Origin of the sequence: Dermacoccus sp. 147Ba (assembly GCF_004151355.1) — a bacterium.
In the GTDB taxonomy this organism is placed as follows: domain Bacteria; phylum Actinomycetota; class Actinomycetes; order Actinomycetales; family Dermatophilaceae; genus Dermacoccus; species Dermacoccus abyssi.
On the sequence record NZ_SEHL01000007.1, the window covers coordinates 38860 to 55741 of the forward strand.

The window sequence follows — 16882 nt, forward strand, 5'->3', positions numbered from 1 at the left end:
CGCCAGAACCGCAGCGCGGCGAAATCTGCCGCGCACAGCTTGGGATCAGACGCTCACTCGACGCGCTTGAGCTCCGCCGAGGCGTAGCTCTGTAGCGGGTTACCCCCCTGGGCGATGTCGTAGGCCCACATGAGGTTGCTGTTGACGTAGCCGAGCAGACGAGCGCCGGCGCTGTACTCCGGCGCCTGCGGCGAGCGGATGACGCCGTCGGTGCGCAGTTCGATCTTCGCGGGCGACGTGGTGCCGTAGTACATCTCGACGATGCCGGAGGGATGGGTCACCATGAACTCCACCTCGTTGTTCGCCAGCGGCCGCCAGTAGCCGAACTCGGTGTCGATCGGTTCGACCTTGTTGCCCTCGTCGTCGAGCTTCCACATCTTCGAGTGCCACTCGAGGAAGGGGCGGTCGTCGTGGCTGACGACGACCTCCTGGCCGAAGTTGGCCGACTCCAGGCCGGGGTAACCGATGACTCCGGCACCTTCCCAGCGGCCGATGAGCCAGGCGAGGGGTGCGAGCTCCTTGGGCATGTTCACATCAAGTTCGAAGGGCACGCGACCAGGCTAGCCGGTCGCGTGCCCTTTCTCGAAGGTGCTCGGGGATCGTCAGCCGCCCTTGCGGCCGTTCGGGACGCCCGTCATGTCGTCCTTGCGCAGACCGTCGCTCAGCTTCTTCAGAGCGGGTTCGTCGACGTAGTCGACGGAGCCGGCGCCCGGCTCGTTGCCGAAGCCGGTGATGGGCGCGGTGTAGAAGGTGATGTTCTCCTGCTTGAGGCCCCGCAGGCTGTAGGCCAACGACGTCATGTAGTTCGTCGTGAAGTCCTTGTCGACCGCGAGGTTGTTCGAGATGTCCTTGGTGATGTTCGTGATCGTCATCGGGTTGGACAGGACGCCGCGTGACTTCGCCTTCTGGAAAATCGCGAAGATCCACGCCTGCTGGTTCTTGCCGCGGTCGATGTCGCCCTGCGCGAGCTGCTTGCGCTCCTGGACGTAGCGGCGCGCCTGGAGGCCCGTGAAGTGGTTCATGCCCTGCTCCCACTTGCCGTCCTTGCCGAGGTCGACCGGCTGCTGGACGTACATGTCGACGCCGCCCATGTGGTCCGTGAGCTTCTCGAAGCCGGAGAACCCGATCTGTGCGACGTGGTCGATGCGCACGTTCGTGGCCTTCTCGATCGTCTGCACGAGCAGCGTCGGGCCACCGTAGGCGTAGGCGGCGTTGATCTTGTTCTTGCCGTGCCCCGGGATGTCGACGTACATGTCACGCGGGAAGTGCACGACCTCGACCTTCTTGCGGTCGTTGCTGATGTGCACGAGCTGGATGACGTCGCTTCGGCTGCCGTCGCGAAGGTTCGTGTCGCGGCTGTCCGAGCCGAGCAGGAGGATGTTCTGTGAGTCGCCTGCCGCGTCGTCGCGCTTCACGGTGCTCGAGGGGAGTAGGTCCTCGCGTGAGATGTCCTTGTCGAGGATGTACTTGAGGTACAGCAGGAAGCCGCCCACGGCAAGGATGACGACGAGCAGCATGGCGAGCAGGATGTAGAGCAGCGTGCGTAGCTTGCCGCGCTTCTTGCGACCGGCAGCCTGCGCGCCCGCGCGCCTTTCGGTGTGGTCGGAGGAGGCAGCATCCGAGGAGCGAGTGCTTCGCTCCTCGGCGGGCTCGTCGTCCATGGCGTGACGGGGCGTATGTGGCGGCTGCTCGGACATGGTTCAAGCATAGGCGGGGCGCCCGGGGGATTTCGTGTGCTGGCGTACCGTGGCGGGTGTGAACGAGGACGTACGCAACGAGACCCCGAACGAGTCGACCTCAGGGCCGGCGTCGCCCGCTCTCACCTGGCCGGGAGCGGTCGCGGCGGACGGCGTCTGGTCGAACGTGGCAGCCCACTACGGCGACCCACTGCGCGAGCAGAAGATGCTCGAGGACGGTGTCGGTGCCGTCGACCTCTCGTCGCGGGGTGTCGTTCGGGTGAGCGGACCAGACCGCCTCAACTGGTTGCACTCCATGACGACGCAGCACCTGGCGAACCTCGCGCCGTTCACCTCGACGCAGGCTCTCGTGCTCGGGCCCAAGGGGCACGTCGAGTACGACCTGCACGTCGTCGACGACGGAGAACGCACGTGGCTCACGACCGACCCCGGCAAGGCCGCCGGTCTCGCCGAGTTCCTCGAGCGGATGCGGTTCATGTTGCGGGTCGAGGTCGAGGACCTCACGGATTCCTACGCCGTCATCGGTGAACCGACCGCAGCGCCGTCCACCCCCGAGGAGTTGCGTGAGCGCGGTGTCATCGCCTGGGTCGACCCGTGGCCGCGGATGGGGGAGGACTCTGCCGACTACTCGGGCGGTGTCGAGCACCCGGGCGCCGACTGGGCCTGGCGGGAGCTCGTCGTCCCGCGGGAACGCTTTGTCGAGGAGTTCGGCGACCGCGCCCCGGTGGGCCTGTGGGCGCTCGAGGCGCTGCGCGTCAATGCGTGGCACCCGGACGGCTTGGCGGAGGTCGACCACCGCACCATCCCGCACGAACTCGATCTCCTGCGCACGGCGGTTCATCTGCACAAGGGGTGCTACCGAGGTCAGGAGACCATCGCGCGCGTCCACAACCTCGGCCGTCCGCCGCGTCGACTGGCCTTCGTCCACCTCGACGGAAGTGGGCACACTCTGCCCGACGTGGGGGCCGACGTCACGGTGGCCGGAACGGAACGGCCCGTCGGGCGCCTGACGTCGGTGGCTCGTCACCACGTCGACGGCCCCATCGGTCTCGTCGTGCTCAAGCGATCGACGCCGGTCGATGCGGAACTGTACGTCGGAGGGGTGGCTGCGGCTCAGACGCCGATCGTCCAGCCGTGACACGCCCGGGCTGTCCGTCCGAGACGCATAATGTGACATAAATCACATTTGTTGTCGCGGTGCGGCCCGCTTGGACTCCGTCGGATGGCCTGACCACCTTTGGGGATGAGTTGCGCCACCCCTAAACCTGGCCGCGTCCGTTCCCGAGGGTGAATCGGCGGGTGGTCTTCGACGCCCCGCTCAAGCTGAGGTTGCATGCGTTCTCGCACCCCTAGCGACGGAGCCTGGTGACAGGGGCCACCAAAAGTGGTTGCGTGGTGAGCAAGACGCACGGCCGGTCAACTCCGGTTCGTTCCAGGACGATCCGGCGCGTGCACACCTTCATCGATAGGAGATTGCACATGCTTTCCGTTGACGATGTTCTGGCAGCCCGTTCCGGCAAGGCCTACGACAACGACGGCGACAAGGTCGGCTCCGTGGGCGAGGTCTACCTCGACGACCAGACCGGTCAGCCGGCCTGGGTGACGGTCAACACCGGTCTGTTCGGCACCTCCGAATCCTTCGTGCCGCTCGAGGGCGCCCGGGTTGAGGGCGACGACCTCCACCTGCCGTACTCGAAGGCCAAGATCAAGGACGCTCCGCGTCAGGACGCCGACAAGCACCTCGACGTCGAGCAGGAAGAGGCGCTTTACCACTACTACGGCCTCGGCAACGGCGCCGGTGACCGCCGCGACTTCGAGGGCGACCGCGACCGTCGTGACTTCGACGGTGACCGTGACCGCGACACCGCCGTCGGTGGCGCTGCGGGTACCGCTGGTGCCGCAGGCGTGGCAGGCGCTGCCGGCCGCGACCGTGACTTCGACGGCGACCGCCGTGACGTCACCGCGGACCGTGACCGCGACGGCCACACGGTCGACGACAAGGCGCGCGACATCGCGGACAACGGTGACGGCGAAGGCGTCGTGCGCCACGAGGAGCGTGTCAACGTCGGCACCGAGCGTCGCGAGAGCGGCAAGGCCCGCCTGCGCAAGTACGTCGTCACCGACCAGCAGCAGGTCGACGTGCCGGTCAGCCGCGAAGAGGTCAACGTCACGCGCGAGCCGATGAACGAGCGTGCGTCGAACGTCACCCTTGGCGAGCAGACCGAGACGGTCACGCTCCACGAGGAGCGCCCGGTCGTCGACAAGGAGACCGTCGCAGTCGAGCGCGTCGGCCTCGATGTCGACGAGGTTCGTGACACCGAGCGTGTGCAGACCGAGGTTGCCCACGAGGAGGTCGAGGTCGACACCGACGGCACGCGTGGTCGCACGGGCGACCGTGACGTCGACGACGCGCGCGGTCGCACCGCTGACCGTGACGGTGACGGCCACACGATCGACGACAAGGCTCGTGACTTCAAGAACAAGCACTGACGTTCACGAACGTCTCGGGCGGCATCGTGACGCAGCATTGATGCCGTGAGGCCGCAGGCCCCGTACCGCTTCGGCGGTGCGGGGCCTGCGTCGTCTCCGCCGGGCTGCCGGTTGTCGGTGTCCGCCCCTAGGCTGGAGGTGTGAACCCTCTTGATGCGCAGACCGTCTCCGCCGCCCTCGCCTCGGCGCCCGTGCTCGCACGGGTCGACCGGTCGGGCTTCGTCGAATCCGTGCACCACGGCCTCGTCACCGTCACGGGTTCTGACGGGGGCGTCGAAGCGGCGTGGGGACCGAGCGACGCGGTGATTTTTCCGCGCTCCTCGAACAAGCCGTTGCAGGCGCTCGCGATGGTGCGCGCCGGGCTCGACCTACCCGACGAATTTCTCGCCCTCGTGTGTTCGAGCCACTCCGGTGAGCAGTTCCACATCGACGGTGTGCGCGCGATCCTGGAGCGTCACGGCCTGAGCGAGGCCGACCTGCAGAACACCCCCGACCTGCCCTACGACGACGTCGACCGCAAGCGGTGGACCCGAGAGGGGCAGGAGCCCGTCCCGATCGCCCAGAACTGTTCGGGCAAGCACGCGGGCATGCTCGCGACGTGCACGATCAACGGCTGGGACACGACGACGTACCGCGATCCCAACCACCCGGTTCAGCAGCTCATGGCCGAGACCCTCGCCGAGATCGCCGATGACGAGGTGGCAGCCATGGGTGTCGACGGGTGCGGCGCCCCGGTGATGTCGCTGTCGATGGCGGGCCTGGCGCGGGCCTTCGGTCGTCTCGCAGCAGCTCCCGAGGGCACGCACGAGTGGCGGGTTGCTCGAGCCATCCGCAACGCTCCGGCCTTCCTCGGCGGCTCGCGACGTGACGTGTCCACCCTCGTCGCCGGCGTGCCCGGGCTCATCGCCAAGGACGGCGCGGAGGCCTGCTATGCCATCGGCCTGCCCGACGGTCGTGGGGTCGCAGTGAAGATCGCCGACGGCGCTCAGCGCGCCCGGCCCGTCGTGGCGGCGGCGGTTCTTCGTCGCATGGGCATCGATTCGCCTGCGCTCGACGAGTTGGCCAAGGCCGACATCCTCGGTCACGGCAAGCGCGTCGGCGGGGTCACCGAAGCCTTGGGCGAGCCGACGACCGGTCGCCTCTTGGTGCCCGGAGCGCGCGCCGAATGAGGGCCGTGGTTCAGCGCGCCCTCGAGGCGTCGGTGACGGTCGACGGTGAGGTCGTGGGAGCACTGCCCGGGCCGGGTCTCGTCGCCCTCGTCGGAGTCACCCACGACGACGGTGACGCTCAGGTCGAGGCCATGGCGCGCAAGATCGCCGGGCTGCGCATCATGCCGGGCGAGGTCTCCGTGAGCGACCTCACAGAGCGCGGCGCGAGCACCGGCGTGCTCGTCGTCAGCCAGTTCACGCTGTACGGTGACGTGCGCAAAGGGCGACGACCGTCGTGGGGCCAGGCGGCCCCGGGTGACGTCGCCGAACCACTCGTTGATGCTCTCGCCGACGCTCTCGTCGCTTCGGGAATCGCGGTGGAAACCGGGCGTTTCGGCGCCGATATGAAGGTGGCACTGACCAATGACGGACCTTTCACGGTCATCATCGACGTCTGAGACGACGCCCGCGGCCCCGCGACGCGAGAACACGACCCTCGACAACCCCTGGCCGGCCCTGTGGGCCCTGTGCCTGGGGTTCTTCATGATCCTGCTCGACACGACGATCGTCGCCGTGGGTACGCCGGCCATCATGAACGGTCTGCACGCCGATCTCGGTGCGGTGGTCTGGGTGACGAGCGCGTACCTGCTCGCCTACGCGGTGCCACTGCTCGTCTCGGGGCGTCTCGGTGACCGGTACGGGCCGAAGAACGTCTATCTCGTGGGCCTCGCGGTGTTCACGCTCGCCTCGTTGTGGTGTGGCCTCACCGGGTCCATCGAGGGGCTCATCGCGGCCCGCGTTCTGCAGGGCCTCGGCGCTGCGGCCATGTCCCCTCAGACGATGGCCGTCATCACGCGCATCTTCCCCGGTGAGACCCGCGGTACGGCGATGGGTCTGTGGGGCTCGGTGGCCGGTGTCGCGACGCTCGTCGGCCCCATCCTCGGCGGTGTGCTCATCGACCACGTCGGCTGGGAGTGGATCTTCTTCATCAACATTCCGGTCGGCATCATCGCCTTCGTGATGGCACTCAAGCTCGTGCCGAGCTTGCCGGTCCACACGCACACGTTCGACTGGATCGGCGTGCTGCTTTCCGGCATCGGCATGTTCCTGCTCGTTTTCGGCCTGCAGGAGGGCAACCGCTACGACTGGGGCACGATCACGGGTGTCATCTCGGTGCCGCTGCTCATCGTGGCGGGTATCGCCGTCCTCGTCGCCTTCGTCGTGTGGCAGCGCCTCACGCGTGCGGAGCCGCTCATTCCGCTCGTACTCTTCACGTTCCGCAACTTCTCGCTCGCCAACGTCGCGATCTTCGGCGTGGGCCTCGCCATCACGGCGATGAACTTCCCGATCATGGTGTGGGCCCAGAGCGTACGCGGCTGGACGCCGACTCAGGCGGCCCTCCTCATGGCTCCGACGGCGGTGCTGACGCTCGGGCTGGCGCCTGTTGCTGGTCGCCTCGTCAACCGGATGCACCCGCGCCTCATCGCGGGCTTCGGGCTCACGTGCTTCGCGGTGGGCATCGTCTGGTACGGCCTCGCTCTCCACTCCGACACCCCGTGGTGGCAGCTCGTTGCCCCCGCCCTCGTGCTCGGTCTGGCCAACGCCTTCATGTGGGCGCCGATCTCCGTGACGGCCACGCGGACCCTCCCGCCCGCGCGAGCGGGTGCGGGCTCCGGAGTCTTCAACGCGACGCGCCAGCTCGGTGCGGTGCTCGGTTCGGCCGCCATTGCAGCCCTCATGGAATCGCGACTGGCGTCCCACCTCGGGGGCTACTCGATGCCCGCGGGTGAAGCGGGGGCCGGCGCTCGCGTCCCCGCCGTGGCAGCGGAGTCCTTCTCCCGTGCGATGGGCGAGTCGCTCTACCTTCCCGCGGCCGTCGTCGCGGTCGGTGTCGTGGCCGTCCTGTTCTTCGTCAACCCGCACCAGGCAGAGCGCCGCTGACCTCGCGGTGGGCGCCCTCAGCGGGTTGTCGGGCAGCGCCTCTACAGTGAGGGCATGGATTTCCTGTTCGAGCTCCAGATGGGCGCGATGCTCATCCTCAGCGTCATCCTGTTGGGCGTCGAGGTCTGGGCCTTCGTCGAGGCGTTGCGCGGGCGAGCCGACCTCTTCCAGGCGCACGGCAAGCTGACGAAGCCCGCGTGGGTCGCCATCACCGGTGTCGCCGCGCTGCTCGGCTTCATCTCACTCGGGCGTCCGGTCAGTCTGCTCGGCATCATCGGCGTCGTCGCCGCGGGCGTTTTCCTGGCCGACGTCCGCCCGCTCGTGCGGCCCGGCAAGGGCAACTCGAGCGGCCCCTACGGGCCGTGGTGACCAGCTGTGGCAGCTGAGTTCATAGACGGCCCGTCGGGGGCTCTCGAGGTCGTCAGGGCAGGGCGAGGCGAACCTGTCACCGTGTTCGCGCACGGTATGGGAGCCTCGATTCCCTCGACGCGGCCCTACGCGTCGGGCGTCGACGGCACGCGCGTCTTCTTCCACTTTCGCTCGCACGGTCGCTCGGCGCCCGCGTTCGACGGCTGGGACTACGACCACACGGCTGACGAGCTGCTCGCCGTCGCCGACGCCTACGGAGCCACGCGCGCGCTGGGCGTCTCGATGGGTGCCGGGTCGATCCTGCGCATCCTGCAACGTGACCCGAGCCGGTTCGAGCGCGTCGTCCTCGTCATTCCGGCCGTCATCGACTCACCTCGCAACAGCGAGGGGCTCGAACGGTACAGCGCCATGGCCGAGGCGTCGGCGCGCGGTGACGCCGGCCCGATTCGCGCTCAACTCGAAGCCGAGCTACCCGAGGCCGTGCGCGGCGACGACGCGGCGCGGGCATGGGTCGAGCAGCAGACCGAGGTCTTCCTCGGCCCCGGGATGGCTGAGGCGCTGCGCGACCTGCCCCACGCCGTGCCGGTACCCGATGTCGAGCGCTTGCGCGATCTCACGCTCCCCGTACTCGTGCTCGCGCAGGAGGGCGACACCGTGCATCCCGTCTCGTCGGCGGAGCGCCTCGTGGAGTATCTGCCGAACGCCCGGCTCGAGGTGTTCGACGAGAACGGGCTGCTGTGGGGCCACCGCAGTCGCGTGCGCCAGGTCGTCGGCGCATTCCTCTCTGACGACCATCAGAACTAGACTCGGTTCCGAGTTGCCCGACCGGGTGGCCGGGAAGAAGGTCGAGGAAGAGCGTTGCACCGCATCCAACCCGTGATCAAGGACTACGCCTGGGGCTCGCACGTCGCCCTGGCGCAGCTTGCCGGGCGCGAACAGCCGAGTGCCACGCCCGAGGCTGAGCTCTGGGTCGGCGCCCACGAAGCCGGCCCGGCCCGTGTCGACCTCGGCGACGGGCACTTCTGCGGTCTCGACGAACACATCGCCGGAGACGACGAACGCCACCTCGGCACAGGGTCGCTCGACGCCTTCGGTCGGCGTCTGCCGTTCCTGCTCAAGATCCTCGCCGCCGACAGAGCGCTTTCCATCCAGGCACATCCCGACGCAGCGCGGGCGGCGTCGGCCCCCGAGGGTGTCTACGGTGACTCCTGGGCCAAACCGGAGGCGTGGGTACCGCTCACCGAGTGCGAAGCCTTCGCCGGCTCGTTGCCGTTCGACGAAGCGAGCGCGCTCCTTGTCGGCCTCGACGTGCCCGCGCTCACCGCTCTCGTGGATCAGGCGAGGGGCGCGGCTGATCCGGCGCACGCGTTGTTGGCGGCCCTGCTCCACGTTCCTGCCGATGACCGGGCCGAGTTCGTGGCTGCTGTCGTGGCCGCCGTCCGGGCGCTCGTCGACGCAGGTTCGGCCGACGAAGCGACCGCGCGGGCACTGAGCACCGTGCTCGACGTGCACGAGCAGTTCCCAGGTGACGTGGGCGTCGTTGTTCTGCTCACGATGCGCCACCTCGTCATGACGCCCGGGCGCAGTTACTTCATCGGAGCGGGGGTTCTCCACTCGTTCGTGCACGGTACGACGATCGAGGTGCTGGCCAACTCCGACAACGTCGTGCGCGGTGGGCTCACGCCCAAGGAGACGAACGTCGAGGAACTGCTCACGATCGTCGATGTCAGGACGCCGGTCGAAGCCCAGGAGCCGCGGCGCCTGGGAGACGGAGATGGGTCGACGCTGCATCACCCCACAGCAGCGCCCCATTTCGAGCTGTTCGAGGTACGGCCGAACGAAACACCGACGGCGCTGCCGATCGGCGGCGCTCCCGCCGTCATGCTCGCGCTCGACGCACCGGTCACGGTGCGCTGCGGTGACGAAGCCATCCGTCTGGAGCGTCTCGAATGTGTGTGGTCGTCGGCCTCGGACCCCGACGCCGTCGTCACCGGCGTACCCGGCTCGCGGCTGTTCGTCGCGAGCGTCGACATCTGACGCACGTCCACGTCAGGCGCGGGGCGCGACAGCAGACCAGTCGACCGTGATCTCACCCAGACGCCATCGCGTCGGGCCGTCGAGCAGTGGCCAGCCGTCGTCCTTGAGAGCCCGGGCGCTCGCCACGAAGCGCTGGCGCGCGCCGTGAGGAGCGAGCGGTGCATTGATCGCCCACGCGCGAGAGAGCGCTGCGAGGTAGGCATGCACCGGTTCGCCCGGCACGTTGCGGTGGATGAGCGACTTCACGAGCCGCGGTGCGACGTCCATGGGGTCGCCGAGGCCTGCCAAACGCAGCGAAATCGTGAAACTCACCGGGCCGTCGGGGGTGACGGCCACCCACGTGGAGAGCCGCCCGAGCTCGTCGCAGGTGCCGTCGAGGAGGAGGCCGTGCGGGGCCAGGCGCGAGCAGATCCGCTCCCACGCGCCCGCCACCTCGGACTCGTCGTACTGACGCAGGACGTTCGCGGCGCGCACGATCGTCGCGCTGCGGCCGGCGTCGAGGGGTATCTCGAAACCGCCGCGACGGAACGACAGGCCTGCGAGACCGGGGTTGTGCGCGAGCAGCTCACGCCCCTGCGCGACGCGTGAGGGCTCGATCTCGATGCCGACCGTCCGCACGTCGGGACGTACCCGCCGCAGTCGGTCGTGCAGTTCGACGGCCGTCACGGGGGAGGCGCCGTATCCGAGGTCGACGACGATCGGCAGATCGTCACTCCGGCGCAGTCGCCAGGCCTGCGGGCCGGTCAACCAGCGGTCCTGGCGGCGCAGACGGTTGGGGTTCGTCGTCCCCCGCGTCACGGCGCCAACAGGTCGGGAATGCACGGCCCCAACGTATCGTTCGACCGTTCGTGGACGAATCTCGCACCAAGCCCTTCGGTAGCGCTCCCGCGGCCCGCGACTGCAGCGGTCCCGTGCGGCACGTGGCCATGGTGAGCGTCCACACCTCCCCGTTGTCGCAGCCCGGAACGGGCGACGCCGGCGGTCTCAACGTCTACGTCGTCGAGACGGCGAAGCGGTTGGCCGAGCGCGGCGTCGAAGTCGACATCTTCACGCGCCGCACGAGCGCAGCCCTCGGCGAGCAGGTGCAACTCGTGCCGGGCGTCACCGTCCACCACATCGCGGCCGGGCCGTACGAGGGCCTCGGCAAGGAGGACCTGCCGGGCCAGCTCTGTGCGTTCGCCGCAGGCATGATGCGCGTCGGGGCGTCGAAGCCGGAGGGGCACTACGACCTCGTGCACTCGCACTACTGGCTCTCGGGCCAGGTGGGTTGGCTCGCCGCCGACCGCTGGCGGGTGCCGCTCATCCACACGATGCACACGATGGCGCGCGTCAAGAACGCCCAGCTCGCCGACGGCGACACCCCCGAGCCCGCCGGGCGCGAGATCGGCGAGGAGCAGGTCGTCACCGCGGCGACGAAGCTCGTCGCCAACACGCCGGGTGAAGCGCGCGAACTCATCGAGCTCTACGGCGCCGACTCGTCGAAGGTCGAGGTCGTCACGCCCGGCGTCGACCTCGACGCCTTCAAACCGACCGACGGCGCCGGTCGCCGCGAGGCACGCGTACATCTCGGCGTCGAGCCGGACGCGCAGGTCGTGCTGTTCGTCGGGCGCATCCAGCCGCTCAAGGCCCCTGACGTGCTCGTGCGTGCGGTGGCCGAACTCGTGGCCGAGCAGCCGGAGCGGCGCTCGCGGCTCCGACTCGTCGTCGTCGGTGGCCCGTCAGGTTCCGGCCTCGACAAGCCGCTCGCGCTGCAGACCTTGGCCCGCGACCTCGGCGTCAAGGACGTCGTCGACTTCGTGCCGCCCGTCGACCGCAGCGCGCTCGTTCGGTGGTTCCACGCGGCCGACGTCGTTGCGGTGCCGTCGCACAACGAGTCCTTCGGGCTCGTCGCGATCGAGGCGTCGGCTTCGGGCACGCCCGTCGTCGCCGCCGCTGTGGGCGGGTTGCCCACAGCCGTCGGTGACGGGGGAGTGCTCGTCGAGGGCCACGATCCGCTCGACTGGGCGAAGGCCCTCGGGTCGTTGCTCGACGACGACGCCCGCCGCGCCGAACTCGGCGAGCGCGCCGTCGCCCACGCTCGCCAGTACGGCTGGGACGTCAGCGTCGACCGTCTGCTCGACATCTACGCGAACGCCTGCCACGACGACGCGAGTACGGACATTGACGCCTCGCTCGCGCTCGCGGGCGTCCCCAGCGCCATCGTTCCCTGACCCCCGCCCGCCCGCGTAGGTTGGAGTCATGAGCACCGACGACCTCGTTCAGGCAGCGGAAGTGACGGTTCGGGAGTGGCTGGAGGCCTCCGAGCTGGAATGGGAACTCGGAGCGTCGAACGGCGAGTTCGTCGTCACGCTGCCGGGGGAGAAGAAGCTCAAGACGGTGACGTCGCTCGTCGTGGGGGATCGCACGCTCAAGGCGATGGCGTTCGTCGTGCGCAACCCCGACGAGAACCACGAGGAGGTCTACCGCCTCCTGCTGCAGCGCAACCTGCGAATCCCGGGGGTCGCCTACGGCATCGACGGTGCGGGCGACGTCTACCTCACCGGCCGCCTGCCGCTCGCGGGCCTCGACGGTGAGGCGCTCGACCGGCTGCTCGGCGTCATGCTCGAAGCGAGCGACGGCATCTTCAACGAGGTGCTCTCGCGCGGCTTCCTCGCGTCGATGAAGAAGGAATGGCACTGGCGCACGACGCACGGCGAGTCGACGCGCAACCTCGAGGCCTTCCGCCACCTTCTGGAGAACGACTGAACCCCGGACGCCGACGGCTCGGACGTTAGGCTGACGCCATGACGTACAAGCTGATTCTGCTCCGCCACGGCGAGTCCGACTGGAACGCGAAGAACCTCTTCACCGGCTGGGTGGACGTGCCGCTCACCGACAAGGGCCGCGCCGAGGCCGTGCGCGGCGGCGAACTGCTCAAGGAAGCCGACCTCCTGCCCGACGTCGTGCACACCTCGCTGCTGCGCCGCGCCATCATGACGGCGAACCTCTCGCTCGACGCCGCCGACCGCCACTGGATCCCGGTCAAGCGAGACTGGCGCCTCAACGAGCGTCACTACGGCGCCCTCCAGGGCAAGAACAAGAAGGAAACCCTCGAGGCCTACGGCGAAGAGCAGTTCATGACGTGGCGTCGTTCGTTCGACACCCCGCCGCCGCCCATCGAGAAGGGCAGCGAGTGGAGCCAGGACGCCGACCCGCGCTACGCCGACCTCGGTGACGCCGCGCCGCTGACCGAGTGCCTCAAGGACGTCATCGAGCGCTTCCTGCCCTACTGGGAGAGCGCCATCGTGCCCGACCTCAAGGACGGCAAGACGGTGCTCGTGGCCGCACACGGCAACTCGCTGCGCGCCATGGTCAAGCACCTCGACGACATCAGTGACGACGACATCGTGGGCGTCAACATCCCCACAGGCATGCCGCTGTACTACGAGCTCGACGAGAACCTCACGCCCGTCACCAAAGGTGGTCGTTACCTCGACCCGGCAGCCGCCGAGGCCGCCGCAGCCGCCGTGGCGAATCAGGGCAAGGCCTGATCGCCCGAGCGCTTCATCACCTGACGGCGCCCGCCCCTTCACGTGAAGGGGCGGGCGCCGTCGTCACACCCCGCTGGTCGTAGCTGGTGCGCTTCTGTTGATCCGGCCGCGACATATCGCCGCCAGATGGCCAGAAATGCACCAGATGCGAACAGCCGCCTGACGCGCTGACGGCCCGCCTCCCTCCGGGGAAGCGGGCCGTCAGCGGTGCGGCGAGGCGTCAGCGGGTGAGGCCCTCGTCCGGGTTGCCGTAGCGGCCGGTCACGAGGTAGACGATGCGGTCGGCCACGGCCACGGCGTGGTCGCCGTAACGCTCGTAGTAGCGCGACAGGAGGGTGGCGTTCACGCCGGCCTCCATGCCGTGCTCCCAGTCGCCGAGCAGCGTCGTGAAGACCTTCTTGTGCAGCTCGTCCATCTCGTCGTCGATGCGGCCGATCTCGACCGCGGCGTAGACGTCCTTCGAACCGATCGCGTCACCCGTCGCCTGGACGAGCCTCTCGCCCACGCGAGCCATCTCGGCGATGATCGGGCGCAGGTTCTCGGGCACGGCGACGTTGGGCGCCGACATGCGCGCGACCTTCGCGATGTGACGGGCGAGGTCGCCCATGCGCTCGATGTCGGAGCTCATGTGCATGGCCGTGACGACCATGCGCAGGTCGGTGGCCACCGGCTGCTGGCGTGCCAGCAGGTCGACGGCGAGGTCGTCGACCTCACGACGCAGGGCGTCGATGTCGTCGTCGGCCGCGATGACGCTCTCGGCGATCGTGCGGTCACCTTCGAGAAGAGCGGCGGTGGCGCGCTCGAGGGCGGTGCCGACCAGCTTCGTCATGTCGACGAGCTGATCGGAGATCTTGTCGAGGTCCTCGTGGAATGCGTCGCGCACTCGTCCTCCTTGGACTGGGCCCGGGCGGGGCGGATTCAGGGCATGGCAATGCCCAGCATGGGGGTGTTTCCGGGCGAGAGTCGCACGATTCGGTGAACGAAGACAAGCCCCGAGGTGAACTCTGGGCGACGTGCCCGGAGGGAGGCGCCGAGGGTTCTGCTCCCCGGGGCCCCTGTGCGTAATCTAACGGTGTGCCAGCCATTCTCGACCTCATCACCGGTGCGGCCGTCGGCGTCCCCCTGGCCGTCGGTGGATACGCGTTCGGTCGACGCTCGTCGAGTTCCTCCGTGCGCGAACGCATGCCGTCTGCGACGCCGGCGGCCACGCCGACGTCCACCGCGCAGCCGGCTGCCGTGTCGGGAGAAGCCGAGGCGTTGTTGCGCACCCTGCGTTCGGGCTGGATGCTCGTGGACCGCTCGGATCGCGTTGCCGCGCACAGCGACGACGTCGACGCGCTCGGTCTCGTGCGTGACGTCGATCTGCGCCACGACGCGGTGCGTGACGTCGTGCGACGCTCCCGGCGCGAGAATCGCGTCATCGAGACCGACCTCAATCTGGCGCGGGGCCCCATCGAGGGTGCCGAACTCGACCTGCGGGTTCGGGTGGCGCCACTCAACGCCGACATCGTCGTCGTGCTCGTCGAGGACCGCACGCAGGCGCGTCGCATCGAGGAGACCCGCCGCGACTTCGTCGTCAACGTCTCCCACGAGCTCAAGACTCCGGTGGGAGGCCTGCGTCTGCTGGCGGAAGCCGTCGAGGACGCCGCCGACGACTCCGAGGCAGTGGCCCGGTTCGCGGCCCGCATGAAGACCGAGACCGTACGGCTGTCGAATCTCGTGCAGGAGATCGTCGACCTGTCGCGCCTGCAGGGCGCCGACACCATCGCCACGGCCAAGCCCGTCGACCTCGCCGAGTGCGCGCATCGCGCAGTCGAGGAGACGCGTCTGCTCGCCGAGGGGCGGGGCATCAGCCTGTCGGTACGCACCGACGAAGGCCCGCACCTGGTGCTCGGCGACGAAAGCCTCCTGACGACGGCCTGCCGCAACCTCGTCAACAACGCCGTCAACTACTCCGGCGACGAGACCCGCATCGTCGTCGCCGTGTCGAGCGAGGACGACGCGGTGGCCGTTGAGGTCACCGACCAGGGCGTCGGGCTGTCGGCCGCCGAGATCGAGCGCATCTTCGAGCGCTTCTACCGCGTCGACCCGGCCCGGTCGCGCCAGACCGGCGGAACCGGCCTCGGCCTGGCCATCGTCAAGCACGTGTGCGCGAACCACGGCGGGCAGATCCGCGTGTGGAGCGAACCCGGCGTCGGCTCGACGTTCGAGATGCAGATCCCCGCGTGCAACGGCGAGAGGGCCGGGCGTGAGACGTCCGAACTCGCCGACACGCCCCGTGAACCCGTGAGCGCGGCCGCCGGCCGCACTGCCGAGACGAAGGACAAGCTGTGACCCGAATCCTGGTCGTCGAGGACGAGGAGTCCTACTCCGAGCCCCTCGCCTACATGCTGAAGAAGGAAGGCTACGACGCCGTCGTCGCGGCGACGGGAACGGACGGGCTCGAGGAGTTCGAACGCTCCGGCGCCGACCTCGTGCTGCTCGACGTCATGCTGCCCGGCATGTCCGGCGTCGACGTGTGTCGGCAGCTGCGTACTCGCTCGAGCGTGCCGATCATCATGTTGACGGCCAAGGACAGTGAAATCGACAAGGTCCTCGGCCTCGAACTGGGCGCGGACGACTACGTGACGAAGCCGTACTCGGGGCGTGAACTGCTCGCCCGCATCAAGGCTGTGCTGCGCCGTCAGAGCGAGCCCGAGGAGTTCGAGCCCGACCGCCTGGAGGCCGGTCCCGTCGTCATGGACGTCGAGCGCCATGTCGTGACGGTGGGTGGTGAGCAGATCTCGATGCCGCTCAAGGAGTTCGAACTGCTCGAACTGCTCCTGCGCAACGAGGGCCGCGTGCTCACGCGCATGCAGCTGATCGACCGCGTGTGGGGTAGCGACTACGTCGGCGACACGAAGACGCTCGACGTCCACATCAAGCGTCTGCGCGCGAAGATCGAGCCCGATCCCGGTGCGCCGCGTCACATCCTCACCGTCCGAGGTCTCGGCTACAAGCTGGAGGCGTGAGCGGCCGCTCCCTCACGACGAACGGCTTCGGCCCACCCCTCGACAGGAGGGATGGGGCCGAAGCCGTTGAACGTGGTGTGACGCGGGGGTCAGTGGCCGGAGCCGTGCGACTCGTTGCCGGACGTTTCGGCCTCGGGGTGCTCCACCTTGGCGTCACCGTAGGGGTACTGGTCGAGCAGCACCGGGATGGCGACCTGCGTGGAACCACCGGGGGACGTCTTGAGCGTGGCCGAGATCTGGTCACCCACCTTCGCGTCGCCGAGGGAGGAGATGGTGACGGGCGAGACCTTCTTGTCGTCGTTGCCGTCGGCCTTGCCGTCGAGACGGACGCTGGAGTTCGCCGGGATGGTGACCTGGGTGTCGGCGCCGTTCACCGTGATGGTGAGCTGGCTGTCGGACGAACCCGCGTTGTACACGAGACCGGAGAGCTTGCCCTCGGAACCCTCGCCGTCGTTGACGATGAGCAGGTCAGCTGCCTGAAGGTCGCCGACGCGTGCCGAGACGCCGTCGGCGGCGTCGTACTGCAGCTCGGTGGTGTACGGGTTGATGAGCTGACCGCAGCCGGTGAGCGTGGCACCGGCCGTCACGGCCGCGAGCATCACGCCGGCGCTACGGCGCTTGGAGGTCACAATTCGTCGCGTCACGCACGCAAGACTATC

General features: G+C 68.7%; 18 protein-coding genes. 13 read left to right on the forward strand and 5 right to left on the reverse strand.

What is annotated here, in order from left to right; all coding sequences use genetic code 11:
- Nucleotides 1-53: 53 nt before the first annotated feature.
- Together EVU97_RS10190 and EVU97_RS10195 are read right to left on the reverse strand one after the other, a co-directional pair.
- Nucleotides 54-551 carry an FABP family protein gene (locus EVU97_RS10190; protein ID WP_129665546.1) on the reverse strand — a complete coding sequence of 166 codons (498 nt, stop codon included), beginning with the start codon at nt 549-551 and terminating at the stop codon, nt 54-56.
- A 51-nt stretch (nt 552-602) separates the two neighbouring features.
- On the reverse strand, nt 603-1697 hold the full coding sequence (locus EVU97_RS10195; RefSeq protein WP_129665548.1) for an LCP family protein: 1095 nt from the start codon (nt 1695-1697) through the stop codon (nt 603-605).
- 58 nt (nt 1698-1755) lie between these two features.
- Here EVU97_RS10195 and EVU97_RS10200 point away from each other — a divergent pair, with 58 nt between their 5' ends.
- The 8 genes from EVU97_RS10200 to manA all read left to right on the forward strand — a co-directional run bounded on the left by EVU97_RS10200 (nt 1756) and on the right by manA (nt 9682).
- On the forward strand, nt 1756-2835 hold the full coding sequence (locus EVU97_RS10200; RefSeq protein WP_047312592.1) for a folate-binding protein YgfZ: 1080 nt from the start codon (nt 1756-1758) through the stop codon (nt 2833-2835).
- 341 nt (nt 2836-3176) lie between these two features.
- Nucleotides 3177-4187: a DUF2382 domain-containing protein gene (locus tag EVU97_RS10205; RefSeq protein ID WP_129665550.1), complete on the forward strand. Its 1011-nt coding sequence runs from the start codon at nt 3177-3179 to the stop codon at nt 4185-4187.
- A gap of 140 nt (nt 4188-4327) precedes the next feature.
- Nucleotides 4328-5356 carry an asparaginase gene (locus EVU97_RS10210; protein ID WP_129665552.1) on the forward strand — a complete coding sequence of 343 codons (1029 nt, stop codon included), beginning with the start codon at nt 4328-4330 and terminating at the stop codon, nt 5354-5356.
- Nucleotides 5353-5793, forward strand: coding sequence for a D-aminoacyl-tRNA deacylase (gene dtd / locus EVU97_RS10215; RefSeq protein WP_129665554.1), 441 nt, complete (start codon nt 5353-5355; stop codon nt 5791-5793). Before EVU97_RS10210 ends, dtd begins: the two co-directional genes overlap by 4 nt.
- The gene (locus EVU97_RS10220) at nt 5759-7276 is read left to right on the forward strand and encodes a DHA2 family efflux MFS transporter permease subunit (RefSeq protein ID WP_129665556.1); all 1518 of its coding nucleotides are present in this window, start codon (nt 5759-5761) and stop codon (nt 7274-7276) included. The genes dtd and EVU97_RS10220 overlap by 35 nt, the downstream gene beginning before the upstream one ends.
- 54 nt (nt 7277-7330) lie before the next feature.
- Nucleotides 7331-7645, forward strand: a complete 315-nt coding sequence (locus EVU97_RS10225; protein ID WP_047312337.1) for a DUF2516 family protein — start codon at nt 7331-7333, stop codon at nt 7643-7645.
- Nucleotides 7646-7726: 81 nt separating this feature from the next.
- Nucleotides 7727-8449: an alpha/beta fold hydrolase gene (locus EVU97_RS10230; RefSeq protein ID WP_240730202.1), complete on the forward strand. Its 723-nt coding sequence runs from the start codon at nt 7727-7729 to the stop codon at nt 8447-8449.
- 54 nt (nt 8450-8503) lie between these two features.
- Entirely contained in the window at nt 8504-9682 is a 1179-nt protein-coding gene (gene manA / locus EVU97_RS10235; RefSeq protein ID WP_129665558.1) for a mannose-6-phosphate isomerase, class I, read from the forward strand.
- A 12-nt stretch (nt 9683-9694) separates the two neighbouring features.
- Here manA and EVU97_RS10240 read toward each other — a convergent pair whose 3' ends face one another.
- Nucleotides 9695-10504 (reverse strand): class I SAM-dependent methyltransferase, encoded by an 810-nt coding sequence (locus tag EVU97_RS10240; protein ID WP_129665560.1) that lies wholly within the window; start codon nt 10502-10504, stop codon nt 9695-9697.
- 104 nt (nt 10505-10608) lie between these two features.
- Here EVU97_RS10240 and mshA point away from each other — a divergent pair, with 104 nt between their 5' ends.
- From mshA to EVU97_RS10255, 3 genes are read left to right on the forward strand one after another with little or no spacing between them, the layout of a single operon-like run.
- A complete protein-coding gene (gene mshA, locus EVU97_RS10245) occupies nt 10609-11892 on the forward strand; it encodes a D-inositol-3-phosphate glycosyltransferase (protein ID WP_129665766.1) in 1284 nt (427 codons plus the stop codon).
- Nucleotides 11893-11920: 28 nt separating this feature from the next.
- A complete protein-coding gene (locus EVU97_RS10250) occupies nt 11921-12427 on the forward strand; it encodes a YbjN domain-containing protein (protein ID WP_047312332.1) in 507 nt (168 codons plus the stop codon).
- Nucleotides 12428-12465: 38 nt separating this feature from the next.
- Nucleotides 12466-13212, forward strand: a complete 747-nt coding sequence (locus tag EVU97_RS10255) for a phosphoglyceromutase (protein ID WP_129665562.1) — start codon at nt 12466-12468, stop codon at nt 13210-13212.
- 220 nt (nt 13213-13432) lie between these two features.
- Here EVU97_RS10255 and phoU read toward each other — a convergent pair whose 3' ends face one another.
- Nucleotides 13433-14095 (reverse strand): phosphate signaling complex protein PhoU, encoded by a 663-nt coding sequence (gene phoU / locus EVU97_RS10260; protein ID WP_129665564.1) that lies wholly within the window; start codon nt 14093-14095, stop codon nt 13433-13435.
- Nucleotides 14096-14286: 191 nt separating this feature from the next.
- On the opposite strand from phoU, the gene EVU97_RS10265 reads away from it, so the two are divergent.
- Together EVU97_RS10265 and EVU97_RS10270 are read left to right on the forward strand one after the other, a co-directional pair.
- Nucleotides 14287-15546 carry a cell wall metabolism sensor histidine kinase WalK gene (locus tag EVU97_RS10265; RefSeq protein ID WP_047312329.1) on the forward strand — a complete coding sequence of 420 codons (1260 nt, stop codon included), beginning with the start codon at nt 14287-14289 and terminating at the stop codon, nt 15544-15546.
- Complete coding sequence (locus EVU97_RS10270; RefSeq protein WP_047312328.1) at nt 15543-16223, forward strand: response regulator transcription factor; 681 nt, start codon at nt 15543-15545, stop codon at nt 16221-16223. Before EVU97_RS10265 ends, EVU97_RS10270 begins: the two co-directional genes overlap by 4 nt.
- Before the next feature lie 89 nt (nt 16224-16312).
- Here the strand turns inward: EVU97_RS10270 and EVU97_RS10275 are convergent, their stop codons facing one another.
- Nucleotides 16313-16867, reverse strand: a complete 555-nt coding sequence (locus EVU97_RS10275; protein WP_129665566.1) for a hypothetical protein — start codon at nt 16865-16867, stop codon at nt 16313-16315.
- Nucleotides 16868-16882 lie beyond the last annotated feature (15 nt).